Origin of the sequence: Klebsiella sp. 141161, assembly GCF_050600815.1 — a bacterium.
Classification (GTDB): domain Bacteria; phylum Pseudomonadota; class Gammaproteobacteria; order Enterobacterales; family Enterobacteriaceae; genus Klebsiella; species Klebsiella aerogenes.
Map to the genome: position 1 here is coordinate 269,245 of NZ_JAQIRN010000003.1, position 21,948 is coordinate 291,192.

Genomic DNA, 21,948 nt, shown 5'->3' on the forward strand with positions numbered 1-21,948 from the left:
CAACTCAGCCCTGGATAATTTTGTCCATCGCACGGGCCGGTAGCAGGCGTTTTAACCAGCCTACTGTGTGGGTGACCAGCGTCACCGGATAGCGTAGTTTCGGTTTGTCGCTGACGAAGGCATGACGCACTTTTTCCACCACCGCCTCCGGGCCGAGCGTAAAGCGCGCGGCAATACCGGGATTTTCTACCGTCTTGTCGCCGGTCTGGTTAACATTGTTGGTAAAGCGGGTGCGGATTGGCCCAGGCTCAATCAGGCTGACTTTTATGCCGCTGTGGCGGAGTTCCATACGCAGCGCATCGGACCACGCCTCCAGCGCGTATTTACTGGCGGCATAGGCGCCGCGACCGGGGCTGGAAATCAGGCCCATCACCGAAGAGGTCATCACGATGCGGCCTTCGCCGTGCGGCTGCATGGCGGGCAGCAATAGCATGGTGAGCTGATGGGCGCCAAAAAAGTTGGCGGAAAACTGCTGTTCCATCTGCTGACGGCTGATGGTGGTGAGCGGGCCATAGACGCCGTAGCCTGCATTATTGAACAGGCCATACAGGCGGTTATCGGTCAGCGCGATGACTTCGGCGGCGGCATTTTCGACGCTTTGCGGGTCATCAAGATCCAACAAAATACCGGTCAGACCCAGTTCCTGCATACGAGCGACATCCTCCCCCTTACGGCAGGCGGCCAGTACGCGGAAGCCCTGGCGCTTTAAATCAAGGGCGCTTTCGAGGCCAATTCCGCTGGAACATCCTGTAACTAAAACCGATTTTTGCATAACTTTACCTGTGAATGACTCCCGGCGTTCAGGAGTCATGATTAACTAAGGGAGCCAACCGGGTTGCCATCCAGTCGGCAATAAACGGTTGCGCATCGCGATTAGGATGAATGCCGTCGTCCTGCATCCATTGTGGCTTGAGATAAACCTCCTCCATAAAAAAGGGCAGTAGAGGAATATCGAACTCTTTGGCCAGTTGCGGATAAATCGCGCTAAAGGCTTCATTATAACGGCGCCCATAGTTAGCGGGCAGGCGTATTTGCATCAGCAGCGGCTGGGCCTTCGCCGCTTTGATATCCTGAATAACGGTGCGCAGCGTCTGCTCCGTTTGCTGCGGCGGGAAACCGCGCAGCCCGTCGTTGCCGCCCAGCTCCACCAGCACCCAGCGCGGCTGGTGCTGCTTCAGTAGCGCCGGCAGGCGCGCCAGTCCCTGCTGCGAGGTGTCGCCGCTGATACTGGCATTGATCACCGTCGTTTTGGCCTGCCACTTGTCGTTGAGCAGAGCAGGCCAGGCCGTATTGGCCGCCATTCGATAGCCGGCGCTCAGGCTATCGCCAAGCACTAACAGCGTATCCGCCGCCATCGCGCGACAGGTAAACAGAACCATAAACAGGAAAGGCAAATGCCAGCGGAAAACATACTTGAAGTTCATCATCTTAAGAAATCCGTCGGTCAGGGAGAGCATCAGTTGTCCATCCTTACCGGAGTTGAGCTGGTTGTCAAACCGGGGCAAACCATCGCCCTGATTGGCGAGTCTGGTTCCGGGAAATCCACGTTGCTGGCCATTCTCGCCGGGCTTGATGATGGGAGCAGTGGCGAAGTGTCTCTTTTGGGGCAACCGCTGCATCAGATGGATGAAGAGGCGAGGGCGACGCTACGCGCAAAGCACGTAGGTTTTGTCTTTCAATCGTTTATGTTGATTCCGACGTTAAACGCCCTTGAGAACGTCGAGCTGCCGGCATTGCTGCGCGGCGCCAGCGATAGCCAGAGCCGTGGCGATGCGCGCGCGCTGCTTGAACAGCTGGGGCTTGGCAAACGCCTGCACCATTTGCCGGCCCAGCTTTCCGGCGGCGAGCAGCAGCGGGTGGCGCTGGCCCGCGCCTTTAACGGCCGTCCGGCGCTGCTGTTTGCCGATGAGCCGACCGGCAATCTTGACCGTCATACCGGCGATAAAATCGCCGATCTGCTGTTCTCGCTTAACCGCGAACACGGCACCACGCTGATTCTGGTGACCCACGATCCGCTACTGGCGGCGCGCTGCGATCGTCGCTTACGCCTGGTGGATGGCAAGTTGCAGGAGGAAGCATGATAGCCCGCTGGTTCTGGCGCGAATGGCGCTCGCCTTCGCTGCTCATCGTCTGGCTGGCATTAAGCATGGCGGTGGCCTGCGTGCTGGCGCTGGGCTCAATCAGCGACCGTATGGAAAAAGGGTTGAGCCAGCAAAGCCGCGATTTTATGGCCGGGGATCGCACTCTGCGCAGTTCGCGCGAAGTGCCCGCCGAGTGGATCGCCGAGGCGCGTACGCTAGGGTTAACCGTGGGCGAACAGCTGAGCTTCGCCACCATGACTTTCGCTGTAGATACCCCGCAGCTGGCGGACGTGAAGGCGGTTGATGATAGCTACCCGCTGTACGGCACGCTGGAGACCGCTCCGGCGGGATTAAAACCGCAGCGCGGCAGCGTCCTGCTGGCCCCAAGGCTGATGGCGCTGCTGAATCTAAAAACCGGCGATAACATTGATGTTGGCGACGCTACCTTGCGCATCGCTGGCGAGGTCATTCAGGAGCCTGACGCCGGCTTCAACCCCTTCCAGATGGCGCCGCGGTTGCTGATGAATATCGCCGACGTGGCGAAAACCGGCGCAGTACAGCCCGGCAGCCGCGTCTCCTGGCGCTATAAGTTCGCCGGTAGCGCGCAGCAACTGGCGGCTTACGAGCGGTGGCTGCTGCCGAAACTTGGCGCGGAACATCGCTGGATTGGTCTGGAGCAGGATGATAGCGCGCTGGGGAAATCTCTGGAACGCTCGCAGCAATTTTTGCTGCTGTCCGCGTTATTAACGTTGCTGCTGGCGGTCGCTGCGGTAGCGGTCGCGATGGGGCATTACTGCCGCAGCCGCTATGATTTGGTCGCCATCCTTAAGACGCTGGGCGCCGGGCGGGCGCAGCTACGTAAACTTATCGTCGGTCAGTGGCTGATGTTGCTGGCGCTGGCGGTGGCGGCGGGGGGCGCGATGGGGCTGCTGCTGGAAAAAGCCCTGCTGTTGATGCTTAAACCGGTGCTGCCCGCCGCGCTGCCGCCGGCCAGCGGCTGGCCGTGGCTATGGGCTATCGGCGCGATGGTGGTAATTTCGCTGCTGGTTGGTTGGCGGCCCTATCGGCTGCTGCTGGCGACCCTGCCGCTACGGGTATTACGGCAAGATGTGGTGGCTAACGTCTGGCCGCTGAAACACTATATTCCCGTGGTCTGCGCGGTTGTCGTGGGCGGACTAGCCTGGCTGATGGGCGGTAGTCCGCTGCTATGGTCGGTGCTGGTCGGGGCGCTGGTGCTGGCGCTGCTGTGCGGGCTGGTAGGCTGGGCCTTGCTGTGGTTGCTCAAGCGCTTAACGCTGAAAGCGTTACCGCTACGCCTGGCGGTGAACCGCCTGTTGCGCCAGCCGTGGTCAACGCTGAGCCAACTGGCGGCGTTTTCACTGTCGTTTATGCTGCTGGCTCTGCTGTTGGTGTTACGCGGCGATCTGCTCGAACGCTGGCAGCAGCAGTTACCCCCGGAAAGCCCGAACTACTTCCTGATTAATATCGCTCCCGAACAGGTTGTGCCGGTGAAGACATTCCTGGCCGAACACCAGACCCGGGCGGCGGAGTTTTATCCCATCGTGCGCGCGCGTTTGACGCAGATTAACGGTCAGACGACGGAAGGGAATAAAGACGAAGCGCTGAATCGCGAACTGAATCTCACCTGGAGCGAGCAGCGCCCGGATCATAATCCGCTGGTGGCCGGAAGCTGGCCGCCGAAGGCGGGCGAGGTGTCAATTGAAGAGGGGCTGGCGCAGCGGTTGGGCGTCAGGATCGGTGATAGCGTCACCTTTACCGGCGACACCCAGCAATTTAACGCTAAGGTGACCAGCGTGCGCAAAGTTGACTGGGAGAGCCTGCGACCAAACTTCTTCTTTATTTTCCCGCCAGGGGCGCTGGATGGGCAGCCGCAAAGCTGGCTCACCAGCTTCCGCTGGGATAATGGCAACGCGATGCTGACCCAGCTTAACCGCGAGTTTCCCACCGTTAGCCTGCTGGATATCGGCGCCATCCTGCGCCAGGTCGGCCAGGTATTGACGCAGGTAAGTCGGGCGTTGGAAGTCATGGTGGTGCTGGTCACCGCCTGCGGCGTATTACTGCTGCTGGCTCAGGTGCAGGTCGGGATGCGTCAGCGGCATCAGGAGCTGGTCGTCTGGCGGACGCTGGGGGCTGGAAAAAGCTTGCTGCGTACCACGCTGTGGGCGGAGTTCGCCCTGCTTGGCGTGGTGTCGGGGCTGGTGGCGGCCATTGGCGCCGAGGTAGCGCTGGCGATGCTGCAAACAAAAGTGTTTGATTTCCCATGGACGCCGGACTGGCGGCTGTGGGTTATGCCGCCACTCTCAGGCGCTATTTTATTATCATTATGCGGCGGATGGTTGGGATTACGCTTATTAAAAGGCAAAGCGTTATTCCGACAATTTAACCAGTAAATAGATTTCATTTTTATGAAGCGCCGCGCAATTTCGCGGCGCTTTTATTTTAACGGCACAAAATGATAATTCCTTGATTTTTAAGCGCACAAAACATTAAAAAACCAACAACACGTCGTGCTAATTCGCAGTTAATATTCAACTGGCAAATATAAGGTTGCTTATTACTCAAGGAAAAAGCATGGCACATAAAATAAAAGCGCTGGCGATCTCGATCGGCGCAGCATTAGCGTTAACCTCTTTTGCATCCCAGGCTGAGATTACGCTGCTGAAACAAGATCCGCAGGCGGGCGATCCGTTAAGTCGCCTTAACTTTACCGTCGGCGGCAGTATTCGTCCGCAGTTCAATATGATGACCGGCGATGGCGATAAAGGTTCCTACAAGCGTAACGGTTTTGATGGCGGCACCCGTTTCCGTTTTGCGGCTGATTACTATCTGTTTGATGATATTAGCTGGATCAGCTACTACGAACTGGGCGTCAATATTCCGGCGCTGTTCGATTGGGACAATCACTACGCGGAAGGGGCGAACAATACCTCCCGTCGTATGCTCTATACCGGTCTGAAGAGTGATACCTGGGGTACCTTAACCTACGGTCAGCAGAACAGTATTTACTATGATGTCGTCGGCGTGAAAACCGATATCTGGGACTACGATATGATTGGTCAGGCCCCGGGTAACGGTATCAATGGCGACTACGATGGTTCTTATCGTTCACGCAATATGTTGAAATATAAGAAAACCGTGGGCGATGTCGATCTGTACGGATCCTATTTGTTTGAAGATAGCGAATATCTGCCGGGTAATGGCCTACGCTACAAGCGTAAAGGCGGCGGTTCTATCGGTGCGGATTACCACATCATGAAGGACCTGACCTGGGGTACCGCGTGGAACTACACCCGCGCCGAAATGCGCGACCCGTCAAGCTCCGATAGCAAAACCTATGACCAGAATATTGTTGGTACCGCGCTGAGCTGGACCCCGGATAACTGGACTTTCTCCTTCGGCGGCGGCTGGTATCAGAACTTCCTGACTACCAAGAAAACCGATGTTCATAACTACTTCGCCGGCGATGCCTGGGGTATTGAATACTTTGCCGGCTATAAATTCCCGATCAATCAATACGCTGTTAAATCTATTCAGCCGTACTTTATGGGCGACCGCCTGGAGTATGTGAATGGCCGCAACTATCAGCGTATTGATAACGGTTTAGGTATTAGCTTCCAGCTGGATTACGGTTTCCGTGTTGATTACGAGCACGTGTTTACCTCCAGCACCGATGATCTGGGCGACATGAACCTGGTGCGTCTGCGCTACGACTTCTGACGATGAGCTGCCGCAAGCTGGGAATTTCCCCGGCTTGCGCTGCGTTAAGCGGGGGGAGCCCGGATAAGGCGCCAGCCGCTACCCGGGAAGCCGTCTGGTTGGGGGAACTACTTCGCCAGCCAGGCGGCGACCTCTTGCCAGTTGCCGCGAAAAATGATTTTTCCGGTTTTTTTCCCCAACTGATAGCGATACATCGGGTCGTAGTATTCATTCAACAGCGGTACCAGCCAGGCGAAGTGCGCCTCGGTACTGGCGGAACGCTGCTGCTGCAACAGCGCCGCGTCGAGCAGTTCGGTTAACTGGGCAAAGCGCTGTAGCCCCAGCCGTCGCCGGATGGCAAACAGCCCATGATGCAGATACTCGCTATATTCCTGCCAGCCTTTCTCTTCGCCATAGGCGGTAATAAAGTCGCGATGCATACGATCGAAGTACTCTTCGCGCAACCGTTCGAGACGAACGTCAAAGGGATCCTCCACCACCGCCAGCGGCGATTGCGCCATGCGGATGCGCAAGCACTCCGGCAGGTGGTTCGCGCCGATCATATGGCCTTCATCTTCCAGCACCCAACGTGTTTGTTGTTCCGCCTTTTTAAGCAGGGAGACCGCCAGATGGTTTTCGAACGTCGCCTGTGGGTGTTGCTGCAGCAGCGTTCGGCCAAATGACGAGCCGCGGTGGTGGGCGTGGCCTTCGAGATCGATACCGTCCGGGCGCGAGCAAACCAGTTGGGTTTTGCCATTGCCGGTGCAGCCGCCAATCAGCACGATGGGGCGCTGTACCAGCTCCTCGGTAGCCTGTATTGCCGCCTGGCGTAGCGCTTTGTAGCCGCCGACAATCAGCGGATAATCGACGCCCGCTTCCCGCAGCCACTTCTGCACGATATGCGAGCGCTGGCCGCCGCGGGCGCAGCACAGATAACCCTGTGGATAGCGGGCGCAGGCTGTCAGCCACGCCTTCAGGCGGCTGGCGCGCAGGTCGCCATCGACCAGCTTATGGCCGAGGGATAATGCCGCTTCCGGCCCCTGGCGCTTGTAACAGGTACCGACGGCGGCGCGTTCTTCGTCGTTCATCAGCGGCAGGTTAATCGCCGCGGGCATCGCGCTTTGCTGGAATTCCACCGGCGCGCGAACGTCGATAAGCGGCGTATCCGCGCAGAGGATGGCGCGATAGTGTGTCCCATTTTCCATGGGTCGTCCTTTTGAGTTAAAACCAGATGTGCTTACTGCGAGGTGGGGATTCTACGCGCCGAAGGGCGTGCCGGGGAAGGGGATAGAGCAAATCCCCGGCACGAATGGCTTAATTAAGCTGCGACTGCGCCCAGAAAACGCCGCTGGCGTATTCAACCGGCAGGAGTGGTTTTAGCGCTTCCAGCGTGGCGCTCAGGCGATCGGTATCGCTGTCGGTTAGATTCAGGTGCCCGACTTTACGCCCCGGACGGACTTCTTTGTCGTACCAGTGCAGATGCACCAGCGGCAGCTTCAGCCAGTCGTAGTTCAGATCGCTGCCGATCAGGTTGATCATCACCGACGGGCTATTGACCACCGGCGGCGGCAGCGGTAAATCGGTAATGGCGCGCAGATGCAGTTCAAACTGGCTAATGGAAGCGCCGTTTTGCGTCCAGTGGCCGCTGTTGTGCACGCGCGGCGCCAGTTCGTTGATCAGTAGTCCCTCGGCGGTGACGAAGCACTCCATGGCCATCACGCCCACGTAGTCGAGCTCGTTCATGATCGCCGTCAGCATGCTTTCGGCCTGCGCCTGTTGGCGCGCATTGGCTTGCGGGAAGGCGACGCTGGCGCGCAGAATGCCGTCCTGGTGCAGGTTGCGGGTCAGCGGATAAAACACCGTACTGCCGTCGCGGCCGCGGGCGCCGACCAGCGACACTTCGCCGGAGAAGTTAATTCCCTGCTCGACGATGCACTCGCCGTAGTTATCATCCGGCAGTTGTGCGGTTTCGTCAGCGCGCAGGCGCCACTGCCCGCGGCCATCGTAGCCGCCGACGCGGCGCTTGACGATAGCCAGTTCGCCCAGGCGGGCAAACACGGCGGGCCACTCGCTTTTATCCGCCAGTAGCTGCCACGGCGCGGTGGCGAGGCCAAGTTTGTCGAACAACTGTTTCTGGGTCAGGCGGTCGGCGATGATCGGAAAAACGTCGCGGTTGACGAAAGCCGGATGGCGCGCCAGTTCGCGGGTCAGGGCGGTTTCCGGCCAGCGTTCGATTTCAGCGGTGATGACGCTTTGCTGGAATGGTACCGCTTCCGGGTCGGCTTCGAGACCGACCGGCCAGACGGCGATGCCCAGCGGTTCACCGGCCTGACGCAGCATGCGGCCTAACTGTCCGTTACCGAGGACGCAAACCTGTTTCATGCCGCACCTCGCGGGTCCGGGTTATCCAGCACTTCATCGGTCTGCGCCTGACGCCAGGCGCTCAGGCGCTGGTGCAGTTCGGCATCATGCTGGGCGAGAATTTGCGCGGCGAGCAGGGCGGCGTTAGCGGCGCCGGCTTTACCGATGGCCAGCGTGCCGACCGGGATGCCGCGCGGCATTTGAACAATAGAGTAGAGGCTGTCAACGCCGCTTAACGCTGCGCTCTGAACCGGCACGCCGAGCACCGGCACCAGAGTTTTCGCTGCAATCATGCCCGGCAAATGCGCCGCGCCGCCCGCACCGGCGATGATCACCTGATAACCGTTGTTTTCCGCGCCTTCGGCGAAGCTAAACAGTTTATCGGGCGTACGGTGGGCGGAGACCACTTCAACATGGTGCGGAACGTTCAGGGTATCAAGGATTTCTGCGGCGAACTGCATGGTAGCCCAGTCGCTTTTGGACCCCATCACGATGGCGATACGCGCCGGATTATTGCGGGAAGACATGCGTCTGAAAACTCCTGTGGGTGTGCTTCACACTGCTTTAGAGGCCACAGAGAATAGCACGATATCCCGGCAAGGAAAACGGTTGCGTACGCGTGATTAGCCGTCTTTTGTCTCGCTTGTCGACGATGAAGTACGTTGTTTATTTGCCTTTATCTCATTCATGATACAGGTGATAAGCAGCACCAACCCCCAGGGCAGCATAAGGACGCCCATAATTAGCATATATATTTGTACAAAGCGGCTATCATGTGGGCGGGTAAAGAGCAGGTAAATCGCATAGAGCCAGAGCAACCATAGAAACATCGCATATAAAATCACAGCATATGTGCCAGCTATATACAGGAAAACCAAACCGTAATAGCTGACGCCAAGTGGACTAATAATTGAAATAATCAATCCCCAGATTAGGGGCTGGTTCCATTTTTTCATACTCATTCCCTGAGTTAGTCACTATTAGACGCATTTGTGCGTGATGACATAAGTTGGTTTTTAGCTTTTGTCTTACTGGCATAATAGGCACATATCAACATAAATCCCACTCCCCAAAATAACACCGTAAGGATCCCTAAAATTAAGACAAAGTTTTGGATAAAAGGGTCTTCAGGAGGACGGGTGAAGAACCGATAAAGTGCATAAAAATAGAGCACCCATAGCAGTACTGCGCACCAGACAAAATTAAGCGAGTTGCCTATAAATACGCCGATTAACGCCATATAACTTGCGCCTAGCGAGCAGATGGAAGCGACTATCATTCCCCACACCAGAGGCTGGTTCCATTTTTTCATACTCGTTCCTTGAGTGAGATTTAGCCAAAGGCTAGCATGCGGAGAACAGATAGCGTCAGTCATTCTCCCCTTCAGATGAAGGTTTTCGGAATTGTGCCTGGGGGATTAAAACGGGAAATAGATGAGTTCGACGCCGTCGGCGCTGACTTTAACCATTGACCCTTCGCTGTGCCACGCGCCGAGGACCACGCGCCACGCGGGCTGCCCGTTGGCCAGCAGTTCATGGACGGCCGGGCGATGGGTATGGCCGTGAATCAGCCACTGCACCTGATGCCGCTCCATCGCGTCAATTACCGCCTGCGGATTCACATCCATAATTTCCATCGATTTGCTGCTGTTGGCGGCTTGGCTATCGGCGCGCATTTTGGCGGCGATGCGGCGGCGGATAAACAGCGGCAGGGCGAGAAACAGACGTTGGATCCACGGGGTGTGAACTTTAGCGCGAAACGCCAGGTAACCGGGGTCATCGGTACATAAGGTGTCGCCATGCATAATCAACACTTCACGGCCATAGAGGTCCAGCCGCTCTTCTTCGGCGAGCAGGATCATGCCGCTCTGGCGGGCGAAGCGCTGGCCGACGAGAAAATCGCGGTTGCCGTGGATGAAGTAGCAGGGAACGCCGGCGTCGACGACGGCTTTGATTGCCGAAGCGATTTGCTGATGCAGCGGGTTCGGGTCGTCATCGCCGATCCAGGCCTCGAACAGGTCGCCGAGAATATACAGCGCGTCCGCTTCGCGGGCGCTGCCGGCTAAAAAGCGCAGAAAACCGGCGGTGATCGCCGGTTCTTCTGTTTGCAGATGCAGGTCTGCAATAAAAAGTGTCGCCACGAATTATTCGCTGACGGTGACGCTTTTGATCACAACATCTTCTTTCGGCACATCCTGGTGCATGCCGCTGCGGCCGGTGGCAACCGCTTTGATTTTGTCGACCACGTCCATACCTTCAACCACTTCGGCAAAGACGCAGTAGCCCCAACCCTGCAGGCTTTCGCCAGAGAAGTTCAGGAAGTCGTTGTCGACCACGTTGATGAAGAACTGCGCGGTGGCGGAGTGCGGGGCCTGAGTACGGGCCATCGCCAGCGTACCACGGGTGTTTTTCAGACCGTTGTTGGCTTCGTTCTGAATCGGAGATTTGGTCGCTTTCTGATTCATGCCCGGTTCAAAACCGCCGCCCTGAATCATGAAGCCGTTGATAACACGGTGGAAAATGGTGTTGTCGTAGAAACCTTCGCGGCAGTAGTCCAGGAAGTTTTTAACTGTTTCCGGCGCTTTGTCGTCAAACGTTTTGATTACGATATCGCCATGATTGGTGTGGAAAGTAACCATTTTTGCATCCTGTTCCGATGATTGTAGTGCTGAACCCAAGGTTGGGTATGACATAGGTGGCTGTTATAGCATAACCGCGGGGGTCGATGCACCTTGCAATGTGTGCTGCTTCCGGTTTGAATTAGGGTTAGAATAAGCGACTTATATCCACACACGTCTACACGGAATCTTCGATGTTAAAAATTTTTAATACACTGACGCGCCAAAAAGAAGAATTTAAACCTATTCATGCCGGGGAAGTTGGCATGTACGTGTGTGGAATTACCGTTTACGATCTCTGTCATATCGGCCATGGCCGCACCTTCGTCTCCTTCGACGTTGTCGCTCGCTACCTGCGCTTCCTTGGTTACAAGCTGAAGTACGTGCGCAACATTACCGATATCGACGATAAAATCATTAAGCGCGCTAATGAAAACGGCGAAAGCTTTGTCGCGCTGGTCGATCGCATGATCGCTGAAATGCACAAAGATTTTGATGCCCTCAACATTCTGCGCCCGGACAACGAGCCGCGCGCCACCCACCATATCGCCGAAATTATCGAAATCACCGAGCAGCTGATCGCCCGTGGTCACGCTTATGTGGCGGATAACGGCGACGTGATGTTCGACGTACCGACCGACCCTAACTACGGTCTGTTGTCGCGCCAGGATCTCGACCAGCTGCAGGCGGGCGCTCGCGTCGACGTGGTTGACGTCAAGCGTAACCCAATGGACTTCGTCCTGTGGAAGATGTCGAAAGAGGGCGAGCCGAGCTGGCCGTCTCCGTGGGGCGAAGGGCGTCCGGGCTGGCACATTGAGTGCTCGGCGATGAACTGCAAACAGCTGGGTAATCACTTTGATATTCACGGCGGCGGTTCGGATCTGATGTTCCCGCATCACGAAAACGAAATCGCGCAATCGACCTGCGCCCACGACGGCGAATACGTCAACTACTGGATGCACTCCGGAATGGTGATGGTCGATCGCGAGAAAATGTCGAAATCGTTGGGTAACTTCTTCACCGTCCGCGATGTGCTGAAGTACTACGATGCCGAAACCATCCGCTACTTCCTGATGTCCGGCCACTATCGCAGCCAGTTGAACTACAGCGAAGAGAACCTCAAGCAGGCGCGTTCGGCGCTGGAGCGTCTGTACACCGCGCTGCGCGGGACCGACAAATCCGCACAGCCTGCGGGCGGCGAAGCCTTCGAAGCACGCTTTATCGAAGCAATGGATGACGACTTCAACACCCCGGAAGCCTATTCGGTACTGTTCGATATGGCGCGTGAAGTAAACCGTCTGAAAACGGAAGACGCGGCTGCCGCGAACGCGCTGGCGGCCCATATGCGTAAGCTCTCATCGGTGCTGGGTCTGCTTGAACAGGAACCGGACGCTTTCCTGCAGAGCGGCGCGCAGGCCGATGATGGCGAAGTGGCGGAAATCGAAGGGCTTATCCAACAGCGTCTGGATGCGCGTAAAGCGAAAGACTGGGCGGCGGCGGATGCGGCGCGCGACCGTCTTAACGAGATGGGTATCGTGCTGGAGGATGGTCCGCAGGGTACCACCTGGCGCCGTAAGTAAGCGCCATTGCTAATGAAAAGGCCACGCTTGCGTGGCCTTTTTGCGTTAGGGACTGGCTTCCAGTGGTGTTGGCTGAAAAACGCATACGGATTCGGGCAGATTCAGATGCTGGCAGGAGGATATTTTGCGGCTGTAACGGGCAATAAACTGAATAACGCTATCGCCGCTGTTTAAACCTACTTTGCCATTTGCTAATAGTTGTTCCGGCTGATCGTCGGTAAAAACATTGCTGGCAACCATTTTTGCCCCAAGGCGTTCGAAAAGCGTGACCTTAACTAACGAGGGTTGATAACCCTGCTGTAAGAGCCAATGTCTGGCCTGTTCACGTGACCAGATATTGCTATCGCCCGCTCGGGCAAAGACTTCCAGCAGCCAGCCGTTAGAGTTTTGATACGGTCCGGAGAAGGGCCAGGCGATCAGGTTATAGCGCGGGCTGTGGAACAGGTTCAGTTTGACAGGACTGTGCAAAAGCGCTTGTAAGGCGGCGTTAAGTTCGCCGCGCGGGCGTAAAACCGCTATCTGCTGGTTAACCAGTTCATCGGCGAGAAACTCATATAATCCCTGCACGTACAGCGCTGACCGCGCGGTGCCGCAGGTATTCAGATTATGATAAACCCGCCAGCTGTTATCGGGCTGTCGCAGGGCGTAGCCGGCATGGGACCAGGTTAACCCGCGGCTGGACATATCCTGACCCTGGCGGACTAAAATAACCACCGCTTCCGGCTCGCTATTTAATTGTTGTTTGAGCAACTGTGCCTGATGCATGGTTGCGGCAATGGTTTCCGCTGATGGCGACCCCGTGCCGCAATCGGTGCTGGCGGCCGTTGCGCTTACTGATGTCACGCTCAGGCACAAGGCGAGCGCCAGGCGCTTCATTTCGCCGACAACGGTTGGTTAGCGGAGAGCGAGGCGTCCTCTTGATTCACCATATGGGCCAGGACTTTATCTTCTTTTTTCAGCAATGCGCCGGTGCCTTCCGGGGCTTTCTCCAGCGTCAGCTTGTCCCCGGCTTTAAGCTCCGCCTCTTCGACCACCTGCAGCGGCAGCACCATTTTGACGGTGTTCTGCTTAAGATCTTTGGTGGTCAACAGCGCGGTTTTCTGCTCTTTATTTTTGTCGACAGAAGCGGCGATCAGCGCGGCGGGAAGCAAGACCGGGGAGAGAATGATACCGCTCACCAGCACTGAACTGCCGATACTGGTAATGGTCGAAGAGACGGCATAGGCGTTGGTATGATCCTCGGCGCGAATGGTGGAAGAAACCGCCAGCAGTGCTGCAGCGGCGAGGATGGTCGTTTTATGCATGTTAATCCCTTAACGTTGAATAGATTGACGATACAACCAGAGTAGTAACGCCAGTACGCAACTAGGCAGCCAGACCCACTGCAGCTCGGAGAGGATCACCTGATGTCCATAAGGCGTGGCATAGCGTGATAGCGCGAATGGTGCCACTTTAATCACCTGCCAGGGCAGGAAGAAGCGTTGATCGGACCAGGGCCACAGCCAGCCGACGCCTTTACCACCATCGGTGATGGCATCGAGCAGGCTATGGGATAACAGGCAGACACTAAGAAATGCCCAACTGCGCGCCGGCCCGCAGTGAAACCTCCTGCCAACCATCACCATGCACAGCAAAGGAACCACGAAGGCGAACAATAAAGAGTGGGTAAATCCGCGGTGGCCGAAAATATTGCCGTAGGCGACGCCGAATTTAAACGCCAGCACGTCGGCATCCGGCAATATTGCCAACGCCACGCCAGCCAGCAGCAGGCGAGGAGGAATGATTTTGCATCCCAGCCCTAACCCCAGACACAGTGGAACAGCGGCATGAGTGACGATAGTTGGCATTGGCTTATATTCTACAAATAAAAGCCTATTATCAGTAGGGTATTTGAGAATTACATCCCCGCATTTTTCTGATTTTCCAGCGGGAGAGCGCTGGCGCCGGGACCGGCGCCAGAGAGGGTTAGGCGATAACGGTAATGCTTTGACCGTCAAAGGTCACCGTTTGGCCGGCGACGATTTTACAGCGTTTGCGGGTTTCCACCGCGCCGTCGACTTTCACCAGCCCTTCAGCGATAAAGATTTTGGCCTGCGCGCCGCTTTCGCTCCAGCCTTCCAGCTTCAGCAGATCACACAGTTCAACATGCGGGTGTTTGCCCAGAGAAAAATTCGCCATCTTAGGCCTCCTGAATGTCGTGATACTCTTCGCACGCCTGCAGCGTATTCTGAATGAGGGTCGCTACGGTCATTGGGCCAACGCCGCCAGGCACGGGCGTAATGTAGGACGCGCGTTCCGCTGCATCTTCAAACACTACATCGCCGACCACTTTGCCGCTTTCCAGACGGTTAATGCCGACGTCCACCACGATGGCGCCTTCTTTAATCCATTCACCCGGAATAAAGCCTGGTTTACCAACCGCGACAATCAGCAGATCGGCATTTTCGACGTGGTGGCGCAGGTTTTTGGTGAAACGGTGGGTGACGGTGGTGGTGCAGCCCGCCAGCAGCAGCTCCATGCTCATCGGACGGCCGACAATGTTAGAGGCGCCGATCACCACCGCGTTGAGGCCATAGGTGTCGATATTGTAGCGCTCAAGCAGGGTGACAATGCCGCGTGGCGTACAAGGACGCAGGCGCGGTGCGCGCTGACACAGGCGACCAACGTTATACGGATGGAAGCCGTCGACGTCTTTGTCCGGGGCAATGCGCTCAAGGACTTTAACGTTGTCGATACCGGCGGGCAGCGGCAACTGCACCAGGATGCCGTCGATAGTGTTATCGCCGTTAAGCGTGTCGATAAGTTCCAGCAGCTCGGCTTCGCTGGTGGTTTCCGGGAGATCGTAAGAGCGGGAGACGAAGCCCACCTCTTCACATGCCTTGCGTTTGCTGCCGACATAAATCTGCGACGCAGGGTTGCTGCCGACCAGCACAACGGCGAGCCCGGGGGCGCGTTTTCCGGCCGCTACGCGAGCCTTCACTTTTTCCGCGACCTCAGAGCGCACCTGCTGCGCAATCGTTTTACCGTCAATAATTTTTGCTGCCATCAGAGAGAGGATTCCATCTGTCACTTTACGAAAGGGGGATGCGGATATTTTGTCAGAAGCCAGCCCCGCTGTCAGTTATCGTTTGCGTTTTTATCGGTTTTCCGCCGCGAGGAGGTAAAAACAGGCTATTTTTCCGCGCCGTGGCGGCGGAAGGGGCCAGTCGCGAACGAACGGGGCGAACAATCCTTAACCAGACATCGCGTTAATAATCGACAAGCTCGCTATGCCGCTGTCTTTTCCCGGCAAAATGCATTGACTCACCGGAGGTTGACCGTATAATTTCACGCGATTGCACCTCCCGAAGCTCCCGCTTCTCAGTGCGCCCTTAGCTCAGCTGGATAGAGCAACGGCCTTCTAAGCCGTAGGTCACAGGTTCGAATCCTGTAGGGCGTGCCATTATCGCTTCTCTTACGCTCGATTCCTCCATCCAACACAAGCCTCTGACGTAGATCCGCGCTGCTATTACCCGTTAATTAATAACGAAAAGTTTAATTTTATTTCCCATCGTGCTGACTATAGTGATGACACATTCACTTGCTTATTAAGGTCATCGCTCATGAAGTTAATTATTGCCTCCGTTATTTCATTGTTGAGCTTCAGCGCGCTTGCGGCGCCGGAAGGGACACTAAGCGTACATATTCTCAATCAGCAGACCGGTCTGCCTTCTCAAGGGGTGCAGATTGAGCTCGATAAGCAGCAGGGCAGCGGCTGGCAGCATATCGCCAGCGGTAAAACGGATGCCGATGGCCGTATCAAGTCGCTCTATCCGCAGGCCGATAATATGGAACCAGGGGTGTATAAAGTGACCTTCAAAACCGGTGACTACTTTAAAAGTCATAATATGAGCACCTTCTTTCCCGTCATTCCGGTTATTTTCAGCGTAACCGAACAGAACCAAAAGCTACATATCCCGCTGTTGTTGAGCCAGTATGGCTACTCTACCTACCGCGGTAGTTGATCCACGCACATTTCCTGCCGGACAAAGCGAAGACCGTCATTTCTTGCTTTGTCCGGCGTAGGTCACGGAACTAACTAAAACATCTATTTAACATCTCATCCTTTCTTTGATTGCCGCAACGTCGTGGCTACTCCTCCCTTTTGTTTTCAATAAACCATCCATCGTTCGATTTCTTTTTGATATGTGATGACGGTAACTAAAACACTGTTTTGTTTTCGTTGAATCATTATTTCACATGATCAATGATAACGGCATGGTATCAGTGTGGTGCGCACAACCCTGAGACTCCTGACTTTTCTCATCTGTTCGTAATGCAATGAACAGAAAGAATTTTTTCAAACGCTATTGAAAGAATAAGTCACATCCTTGCCGTTCAGGTGGGGTGGAGATGAGGATAAGAAATGAAAATCAAAGCAACCATTGAACGTATCCCTGGCGGCATGATGCTGGTCCCATTGCTGCTTGGCGCGCTTCTCAATACCCTGGCGCCGGATACCGGTAATTACTTTGGTTCATTCACCAAAGGCATGATTGGCGGCACGGTGCCGATCCTGGCGGTGTGGTTTTTCTGTATCGGCGCATCGATTGATTTGCGCGCCACCGGCACCGTATTACGTAAATCCGGCACGTTAGTGATCACCAAAATTGCCGTCGCCTGGATTGTGGCCTTTATCGCTGCGATGGTCATTCCGGAAAATGGCGTCCAGACCGGTTTCTTTGCCGGACTGTCGGTGCTGGCTATTGTCTCAGCAATGGATATGACCAACGGCGGCCTGTACGCCAGCCTGATGAATCAGTACGGCAGTAAAGAAGAATCCGGCGCGTTTGTATTGATGTCGCTGGAGTCCGGCCCGCTGATGACCATGGTTATCCTTGGCTCCGCCGGGCTGGCTTCCTTCGAGCCTCACCATTTTATCGGCGCGGTGCTGCCATTCCTGGTGGGCTTTGCCTTAGGTAACCTCGACCACGACTTCCGCGCCTTCTTTAGCAAAGCCACCCCGGTGCTGATTCCGTTCTTTGGCTTTGCGCTGGGCAACACCATCAACCTGAGCGTGATTCTGGATACCGGACTGCTGGGGATTGTGCTTGGCGTGGCGGTCATCATCATTACCGGCATCCCGCTGATTATTGCTGATCGGGTTATCGGCGGCGGTAACGGGACGGCTGGCGTCGCGGCCTCTTCCGCAGCGGGCGCGGCGGTCGCGAACCCGGTGATCATCGCGCAGATTAATCCGGCCTTTGAACCGGTGGCGGCTTCGGCGACGGCGCTAGTCGCGGCAAGCGTCATCGTCACCGCGATTTTAGTACCGATTATTACCGCGCTGTATGCCAGACGCTTTGGCAACGTGCAGGCGGTGAAAGCACCTGCGGTAAATGTTGCACCATCCGCGAATCACTAACTTATTCTCGCCCTCCGCAGGAGGGCTTTATCATTCAAGAATCTGCCTGGAGGCTAACGTGGACGTAAGACAAAGTATCCACAGCGCGCATGCGAAAACTCTGGATACCCAGGGGCTGCGTAATGAATTTTTAGTTGAACACGTGTTTGTGGCTGATGAATACACCATGGTGTACAGCCATATTGACCGCATTATTGTTGGCGGCGTTATGCCGGTGCAGCGCGGCGTGTCGGTGGGCGGAGAAGTCGGTAAACAGCTTGGGGTAAGCTATTTCCTCGAACGCCGTGAGTTAGGGGTGATTAATATCGGCGGCCCGGGTTGTATTACCGTTGATGGCCAATGTTATGAAATCGGCCACCGTGAGGCGCTGTACGTCGGTAAGGGGGCGAAAGAGGTGGTGTTTACCAGCATCGACCACGCAAAACCGGCGAAGTTTTACTACAACTGCGCCCCGGCGCATACCACTTATCCGACGAAGAAAGTCACCCCTGCCGATGTAGCGCCGGTGACGCTGGGTGACAACCTGACCAGCAACCGCCGCACCATCAATAAGTATTTCGTGCCGGATGTGCTGGAAACCTGTCAGCTCAGCATGGGCCTGACCGAACTGGCGCCGGGCAACCTGTGGAACACTATGCCTTGCCATACCCATGAGCGGCGGATGGAGGTCTATTTCTATTTCAACATGGATGAGGACGCCTGCGTCTTCCACATGATGGGGCAGCCGCAGGAGACCCGTCATATTGTGATGCATAACGAGCAGGCGGTAATTTCGCCAAGCTGGTCGATTCACTCAGGCGTAGGTACCCGCGCTTATACCTTCATCTGGGGGATGGTCGGCGAGAACCAGGTCTTTGACGATATGGATCACGTCGCCGTACGCGATCTTCGTTAAAACTCCCCCTCAAGCCCGGATTGCCTTGGGGGGAAATGCAGCGGAGTTCACACTATCAGTGTTAAGAGGCGGGGTGGGGGGTAAGACCCTTTGCCCCGTCATTGTTGGTGTCGCGTAGATAGCCGACTTTATTAATGTGTCTTACGCATCAATAGATGCGCAAAATGCGCTTATTCTCTTTCGCAACTTCCCGCACTCTTACGGTTACCTAAATGTTAATGAGAGTTAACTATTCAGTTAATCAGGGAGAGTGTGATGTCCGCAACTGCCGCTACTTCAGTGTTTCGTGCCAGGGCCAAAGTGATCCTGCAAGTGACCTCAGGGAATTTTCTTGAGCAGTTTGACTTCTTTTTATTTGGTTTTTACGCCACCTATATCGCCCATACTTTTTTTCCTTCCGAAAATGAATTCGCCTCATTAATGATGACCTTCGCCGTTTTCGGCGCCGGGTTCTTGATGCGGCCCGTGGGCGCCGTGGTGTTAGGCGCCTGGATTGACAAGGTCGGCAGACGCAAAGGCTTAATCGGCACGCTGTCGATTATGGCGATGGGGACCATCCTGATCGTGCTGGTGCCAGGTTATCAGACTATCGGTTTGTGGGCACCGGCGCTGGTGCTGTGCGGCCGACTGTTGCAGGGTTTTTCTGCCGGTGCTGAGCTGGGCGGCGTCTCGGTTTACCTCGCTGAAATGGCGACGCCAGGACGTAAAGGGTTTTATACCAGCTGGCAATCCGCCAGTCAGCAGGTCTCGATTATGGTGGCCGCTTCACTGGGCTATCTGCTCAATATGCTGCTCAGTGAGTCGAGTTTGCATCAGTGGGGATGGCGAATTCCGTTCGCGATTGGCTGCCTGATCGTGCCTTTCATCTTCTTTTTACGCCGCAACCTGAATGAAACCGCGGAGTATTCGGAGCGTAAGGAACATCCGACGTTAGGACAATCGCTGACGATTCTGCTGGCAAACTGGCGGGTGGTGATCGCGGGGATGTTAATGGTGGCCATGACCACTACCGCGTTCTATTTGATCACGGTCTACGCGCCAACCTTTGGCAAAAACGTGCTGTTATTAAGCGCCTCGGATAGCCTGCTGGTCACGCTGTTGGTGGCGATCTCTAATTTCATCTGGCTGCCTATCGGCGGCATGCTTTCCGATAAGTTTGGGCGTAAACCCGTGTTGGTCAGCATGACGTTGCTGGCTATTTTCACCAGTTGGCCTGCGTTATCGTTGCTGGCCCGCATGCCGGACTTCGCCATGATGTTGTCCGTGCTGCTGTGGCTCTCTTTTATTTACGGCATCTACAACGGCGCGATGATCCCCGCGCTGACGGAAATTATGCCCAGGTCGGTCAGGGTCGCTGGTTTTTCTCTGGCTTACAGCCTGGCGACCGCTCTGTTTGGCGGTTTCACGCCGGCGATGTCCACCGCGCTAATTAAAGTCACCGGGGATAAGGCGGCGCCCGGCTACTGGATGAGTTTTGCGGCAATCTGCGCGCTACTGGCGACGCTGTATCTCTATCAACGCGTTTCCCGACAGTCATTGAAAACGCAAAATTCTTTAGGTTAAGAGGTGAATATGCAACGTAAATCATGGATTTTCTCGTTAGTGATATTCACCTGCGGCTATGCGCATGTTGCCGCCGCGCAGGAGATCACGGTGATGATTTCCGGCGGCTTCTCCGCGGCGTTGGATAAACTGGCGCCCGACTATCAGCAAAAAAGCGGCAATACCTTACATATCATTCATGGTCCCTCGATGGGGAAATCCGCGGAGGCGATACCGAACCGCCTGGCGACAGGGCAAAAAGCGGATGTGGTGATAATGGTGGGATACGCCCTGGATGATTTGCAGAAGCAGGGCAAAGTGATGCCGGGGTCGCGTATTGAACTGGCGGACTCACGAATTGGCGCCGTTGTGCCAAAGGGCGCCCCGGTGCCGGATATCAGTAGCGTTGCCGCGTTGAAACAAACATTGCTGCAGGCGAAATCCATCGCCTATTCGGATAGCGCCAGCGGGCGTTATGTTGAAAAGGAACTGTTCCGAAAACTGGATATCGCCGCGCAGGCAAGCCCCAAAGCAAAAATGATCGAAAAAATCCCCGTTGCTTCGCTGGTGGCGAAAGGGGACTACGCGATAGGGTTTCAGCAGGTTAGCGAGCTGTTGCCGGTCAGCGGCGTGACGTTCGTTGGCCGTCTGCCGGATGAAGTGCAATACGTTACTCGCTTCGCGGGCGCCGTGGTTGCCGATTCATCCGCGCAGTCCCAGGCGAAGCAACTGCTGTGCTATCTGGCTTCAGTCCCTGCGCAGGCGGAAATTCGTCGCACAGGCATGGATCCTTTACCCTCCAACGCTTGTGAATTACCGGAAGAGGGCTAATCATGCAGTGGGATGGTAAAAATCGGTAATGGCTTTTTCGAGCTCCGCGGCCAGAGGGGGTAACGCTCTGCCCGCTTTTTTTATCAGTCCCACCTGTCTTTTCACTTCAGGTTCCACTAGCGGAATACTGGCTAACGCGTGGTGTGCATAGGCCGGCAGCGCCATCGCCGGTATTGCCGCGATACCAAGGCCGGCATCCACCATACCCAGCATCGTCGTGACATGGCGGGTTTCACAAACCGCAGTGCGTCGTGGCCCTACATCGCTCAGGGCGCCATCCAGCAGGTGGCGATTGCCGGAGATCTTATCGAGCCAGATATAATCGCGGTTAAAAAACTCCTGCCAGCTGAGGCTGTTACGCTGCGCCAGCGGATCGTCGCGTCGGCAAACCGCCAGGTAACGTTCATGAACCAGCGGCGTAAACACCACATCAGACGCGATCTCAGAGAGAAAACTCAGGCCGAAATCCGCCTGGCGATTTTGCACGGCGCTATAAACATTTCCGGCGCTGGTATCAATAACCTTGATCCGCGCCTTAGGAAAACGTTGACGGAATTGCGTAATGACCTGCGGCATAAAATAGTTGGCGGCTGAGGGGACACAGGCAACCGTCACCAGCCCGTTGCCGAAGGCGGCGCGGTCGCTAATACCGTCCAGGGCATCTTCGAATTCGGAAAGCAGATGCTGCGCCTTTGGGGCGAAAGCTCTGCCGGTTTGCGTGAGGGTCACCCGGCGAGTGGTTCTTTCAAACAATCTCACCCCTAAAGCGGTTTCCAGCTTCTCAATTCGCCTGCTTAACGCCGATTGCGAAATGCAAATCGCCTCGGCGGCATAGCGAAAGCTGCCGTGCTCGCTGAGGGCTAAAAAGGCGTAGAGATCCTGCAGGTCAAAAAGGGGCAAGTGGCGTTTCTCCTGGATTT

24 protein-coding genes and 1 tRNA gene are annotated in these 21,948 nt (G+C 55.8%); 10 read left to right on the top strand and 15 right to left on the bottom strand.

Annotated elements, in window-relative coordinates; all coding sequences use genetic code 11:
* Window positions 1-4: 4 nt before the first annotated feature.
* Window positions 5-811, bottom strand: a complete 807-nt coding sequence (locus PGR79_RS09610) for an SDR family oxidoreductase (protein ID WP_430921545.1) — start codon at window positions 809-811, stop codon at window positions 5-7.
* On the bottom strand, window positions 801-1,427 hold the full coding sequence (gene tesA / locus PGR79_RS09615; protein ID WP_087860429.1) for a multifunctional acyl-CoA thioesterase I/protease I/lysophospholipase L1: 627 nt from the start codon (window positions 1,425-1,427) through the stop codon (window positions 801-803). The genes PGR79_RS09610 and tesA overlap by 11 nt, the downstream gene beginning before the upstream one ends.
* Between tesA and ybbA the strand changes: the two genes are divergently transcribed.
* From ybbA to PGR79_RS09630, 3 genes are all read left to right on the top strand, one after another.
* Window positions 1,395-2,081, top strand: coding sequence for a putative ABC transporter ATP-binding protein YbbA (gene ybbA / locus PGR79_RS09620; protein WP_047049495.1), 687 nt, complete (start codon window positions 1,395-1,397; stop codon window positions 2,079-2,081). The two genes, tesA and ybbA, sit on opposite strands and share 33 nt — an antisense overlap.
* A complete protein-coding gene (gene ybbP, locus PGR79_RS09625) occupies window positions 2,078-4,492 on the top strand; it encodes a putative ABC transporter permease subunit YbbP (protein ID WP_430921547.1) in 2,415 nt (804 codons plus the stop codon). Before ybbA ends, ybbP begins: the two co-directional genes overlap by 4 nt.
* Before the next feature lie 181 nt (window positions 4,493-4,673).
* Entirely contained in the window at window positions 4,674-5,819 is a 1,146-nt protein-coding gene (locus PGR79_RS09630) for a porin (protein ID WP_087860342.1), read from the top strand.
* A 107-nt stretch (window positions 5,820-5,926) separates the two neighbouring features.
* On the opposite strand, the gene mnmH is transcribed toward PGR79_RS09630, so the two are convergent.
* The 7 genes from mnmH to ppiB form a co-directional block, all read right to left on the bottom strand.
* Window positions 5,927-7,003 (bottom strand): tRNA 2-selenouridine(34) synthase MnmH, encoded by a 1,077-nt coding sequence (gene mnmH, locus PGR79_RS09635; RefSeq protein WP_113373772.1) that lies wholly within the window; start codon window positions 7,001-7,003, stop codon window positions 5,927-5,929.
* 109 nt (window positions 7,004-7,112) lie between these two features.
* Window positions 7,113-8,180, bottom strand: coding sequence for a 5-(carboxyamino)imidazole ribonucleotide synthase (gene purK / locus PGR79_RS09640; RefSeq protein WP_087860340.1), 1,068 nt, complete (start codon window positions 8,178-8,180; stop codon window positions 7,113-7,115).
* Window positions 8,177-8,686, bottom strand: a complete 510-nt coding sequence (purE, locus tag PGR79_RS09645; protein ID WP_087860339.1) for a 5-(carboxyamino)imidazole ribonucleotide mutase — start codon at window positions 8,684-8,686, stop codon at window positions 8,177-8,179. The genes purK and purE overlap by 4 nt, the downstream gene beginning before the upstream one ends.
* Before the next feature lie 96 nt (window positions 8,687-8,782).
* Window positions 8,783-9,121 (bottom strand): hypothetical protein, encoded by a 339-nt coding sequence (locus tag PGR79_RS09650; RefSeq protein ID WP_113373773.1) that lies wholly within the window; start codon window positions 9,119-9,121, stop codon window positions 8,783-8,785.
* Between the two features lie 8 nt (window positions 9,122-9,129).
* Window positions 9,130-9,471 (bottom strand): hypothetical protein, encoded by a 342-nt coding sequence (locus PGR79_RS09655; RefSeq protein ID WP_430921550.1) that lies wholly within the window; start codon window positions 9,469-9,471, stop codon window positions 9,130-9,132.
* A gap of 105 nt (window positions 9,472-9,576) precedes the next feature.
* On the bottom strand, window positions 9,577-10,299 hold the full coding sequence (lpxH, locus tag PGR79_RS09660) for a UDP-2,3-diacylglucosamine diphosphatase (RefSeq protein WP_087860336.1): 723 nt from the start codon (window positions 10,297-10,299) through the stop codon (window positions 9,577-9,579).
* Window positions 10,300-10,302: 3 nt separating this feature from the next.
* Window positions 10,303-10,797, bottom strand: coding sequence for a peptidylprolyl isomerase B (gene ppiB, locus PGR79_RS09665; RefSeq protein ID WP_015367878.1), 495 nt, complete (start codon window positions 10,795-10,797; stop codon window positions 10,303-10,305).
* Window positions 10,798-10,970: 173 nt separating this feature from the next.
* Between ppiB and cysS the strand changes: the two genes are divergently transcribed.
* Window positions 10,971-12,356: a cysteine--tRNA ligase gene (gene cysS, locus PGR79_RS09670; RefSeq protein ID WP_045393462.1), complete on the top strand. Its 1,386-nt coding sequence runs from the start codon at window positions 10,971-10,973 to the stop codon at window positions 12,354-12,356.
* Between the two features lie 45 nt (window positions 12,357-12,401).
* Here the strand turns inward: cysS and PGR79_RS09675 are convergent, their stop codons facing one another.
* From PGR79_RS09675 to folD, 5 genes are all read right to left on the bottom strand, one after another.
* A complete protein-coding gene (locus PGR79_RS09675; RefSeq protein ID WP_113373775.1) occupies window positions 12,402-13,232 on the bottom strand; it encodes a DUF2145 domain-containing protein in 831 nt (276 codons plus the stop codon).
* Window positions 13,229-13,660, bottom strand: a complete 432-nt coding sequence (locus PGR79_RS09680; protein ID WP_113373776.1) for an STM0539 family protein — start codon at window positions 13,658-13,660, stop codon at window positions 13,229-13,231. The genes PGR79_RS09675 and PGR79_RS09680 overlap by 4 nt, the downstream gene beginning before the upstream one ends.
* A 9-nt stretch (window positions 13,661-13,669) precedes the next feature.
* Window positions 13,670-14,203: a metal-dependent hydrolase gene (locus PGR79_RS09685; RefSeq protein WP_430921552.1), complete on the bottom strand. Its 534-nt coding sequence runs from the start codon at window positions 14,201-14,203 to the stop codon at window positions 13,670-13,672.
* Between the two features lie 118 nt (window positions 14,204-14,321).
* Window positions 14,322-14,534, bottom strand: a complete 213-nt coding sequence (ybcJ, locus tag PGR79_RS09690) for a ribosome-associated protein YbcJ (protein ID WP_015367876.1) — start codon at window positions 14,532-14,534, stop codon at window positions 14,322-14,324.
* Window position 14,535: 1 nt separating this feature from the next.
* Window positions 14,536-15,402 carry a bifunctional methylenetetrahydrofolate dehydrogenase/methenyltetrahydrofolate cyclohydrolase FolD gene (folD, locus tag PGR79_RS09695; RefSeq protein ID WP_087860332.1) on the bottom strand — a complete coding sequence of 289 codons (867 nt, stop codon included), beginning with the start codon at window positions 15,400-15,402 and terminating at the stop codon, window positions 14,536-14,538.
* Window positions 15,403-15,721: 319 nt separating this feature from the next.
* On the opposite strand from folD, the gene PGR79_RS09700 reads away from it, so the two are divergent.
* The 6 genes from PGR79_RS09700 (at window position 15,722) to PGR79_RS09725 (ending at window position 21,028) form a co-directional block, all read left to right on the top strand.
* Window positions 15,722-15,798 (top strand) — tRNA-Arg (locus PGR79_RS09700).
* A gap of 160 nt (window positions 15,799-15,958) precedes the next feature.
* Window positions 15,959-16,360 (top strand): hydroxyisourate hydrolase, encoded by a 402-nt coding sequence (gene uraH, locus PGR79_RS09705; protein WP_015367872.1) that lies wholly within the window; start codon window positions 15,959-15,961, stop codon window positions 16,358-16,360.
* 401 nt (window positions 16,361-16,761) lie between these two features.
* Window positions 16,762-17,760 (top strand): 2-keto-3-deoxygluconate transporter, encoded by a 999-nt coding sequence (kdgT, locus tag PGR79_RS09710; RefSeq protein WP_411325652.1) that lies wholly within the window; start codon window positions 16,762-16,764, stop codon window positions 17,758-17,760.
* A gap of 58 nt (window positions 17,761-17,818) precedes the next feature.
* Entirely contained in the window at window positions 17,819-18,655 is an 837-nt protein-coding gene (gene kduI / locus PGR79_RS09715; protein WP_113373778.1) for a 5-dehydro-4-deoxy-D-glucuronate isomerase, read from the top strand.
* 255 nt (window positions 18,656-18,910) lie between these two features.
* Window positions 18,911-20,218: an MFS transporter gene (locus tag PGR79_RS09720; protein WP_087860327.1), complete on the top strand. Its 1,308-nt coding sequence runs from the start codon at window positions 18,911-18,913 to the stop codon at window positions 20,216-20,218.
* A 9-nt stretch (window positions 20,219-20,227) separates the two neighbouring features.
* Window positions 20,228-21,028 (top strand): substrate-binding domain-containing protein, encoded by an 801-nt coding sequence (locus tag PGR79_RS09725; RefSeq protein ID WP_430917023.1) that lies wholly within the window; start codon window positions 20,228-20,230, stop codon window positions 21,026-21,028.
* On the opposite strand, the gene PGR79_RS09730 is transcribed toward PGR79_RS09725, so the two are convergent.
* Window positions 21,029-21,928 carry a LysR family transcriptional regulator gene (locus PGR79_RS09730; protein WP_213317136.1) on the bottom strand — a complete coding sequence of 300 codons (900 nt, stop codon included), beginning with the start codon at window positions 21,926-21,928 and terminating at the stop codon, window positions 21,029-21,031.
* Between the last annotated feature and the right edge of the window lie 20 nt (window positions 21,929-21,948).

Excerpts from the sequence above, each read along its gene's own strand:
- PGR79_RS09610 (WP_430921545.1), bottom strand. The coding sequence starts at position 811 with ATGACTCCTGAACGCCGGGAGTCATTCACAGGTAAAGTTATGCAAAAA.
- ybbA (WP_047049495.1), top strand. The coding sequence starts at position 1,395 with ATGCCAGCGGAAAACATACTTGAAGTTCATCATCTTAAGAAATCCGTC.
- tesA (WP_087860429.1), bottom strand. The coding sequence starts at position 1,427 with ATGATGAACTTCAAGTATGTTTTCCGCTGGCATTTGCCTTTCCTGTTT.
- ybbP (WP_430921547.1), top strand. The coding sequence starts at position 2,078 with ATGATAGCCCGCTGGTTCTGGCGCGAATGGCGCTCGCCTTCGCTGCTC.
- PGR79_RS09630 (WP_087860342.1), top strand. The coding sequence starts at position 4,674 with ATGGCACATAAAATAAAAGCGCTGGCGATCTCGATCGGCGCAGCATTA.
- mnmH (WP_113373772.1), bottom strand. The coding sequence starts at position 7,003 with ATGGAAAATGGGACACACTATCGCGCCATCCTCTGCGCGGATACGCCG.
- purK (WP_087860340.1), bottom strand. The coding sequence starts at position 8,180 with ATGAAACAGGTTTGCGTCCTCGGTAACGGACAGTTAGGCCGCATGCTG.
- purE (WP_087860339.1), bottom strand. The coding sequence starts at position 8,686 with ATGTCTTCCCGCAATAATCCGGCGCGTATCGCCATCGTGATGGGGTCC.
- PGR79_RS09650 (WP_113373773.1), bottom strand. The coding sequence starts at position 9,121 with ATGAGTATGAAAAAATGGAACCAGCCCCTAATCTGGGGATTGATTATT.
- PGR79_RS09655 (WP_430921550.1), bottom strand. The coding sequence starts at position 9,471 with ATGAAAAAATGGAACCAGCCTCTGGTGTGGGGAATGATAGTCGCTTCC.
- ppiB (WP_015367878.1), bottom strand. The coding sequence starts at position 10,797 with ATGGTTACTTTCCACACCAATCATGGCGATATCGTAATCAAAACGTTT.
- cysS (WP_045393462.1), top strand. The coding sequence starts at position 10,971 with ATGTTAAAAATTTTTAATACACTGACGCGCCAAAAAGAAGAATTTAAA.
- PGR79_RS09675 (WP_113373775.1), bottom strand. The coding sequence starts at position 13,232 with ATGAAGCGCCTGGCGCTCGCCTTGTGCCTGAGCGTGACATCAGTAAGC.
- PGR79_RS09680 (WP_113373776.1), bottom strand. The coding sequence starts at position 13,660 with ATGCATAAAACGACCATCCTCGCCGCTGCAGCACTGCTGGCGGTTTCT.
- PGR79_RS09685 (WP_430921552.1), bottom strand. The coding sequence starts at position 14,203 with ATGCCAACTATCGTCACTCATGCCGCTGTTCCACTGTGTCTGGGGTTA.
- ybcJ (WP_015367876.1), bottom strand. The coding sequence starts at position 14,534 with ATGGCGAATTTTTCTCTGGGCAAACACCCGCATGTTGAACTGTGTGAT.
- folD (WP_087860332.1), bottom strand. The coding sequence starts at position 15,402 with ATGGCAGCAAAAATTATTGACGGTAAAACGATTGCGCAGCAGGTGCGC.
- uraH (WP_015367872.1), top strand. The coding sequence starts at position 15,959 with ATGAAGTTAATTATTGCCTCCGTTATTTCATTGTTGAGCTTCAGCGCG.
- kdgT (WP_411325652.1), top strand. The coding sequence starts at position 16,762 with ATGAAAATCAAAGCAACCATTGAACGTATCCCTGGCGGCATGATGCTG.
- PGR79_RS09720 (WP_087860327.1), top strand. The coding sequence starts at position 18,911 with ATGTCCGCAACTGCCGCTACTTCAGTGTTTCGTGCCAGGGCCAAAGTG.
- PGR79_RS09725 (WP_430917023.1), top strand. The coding sequence starts at position 20,228 with ATGCAACGTAAATCATGGATTTTCTCGTTAGTGATATTCACCTGCGGC.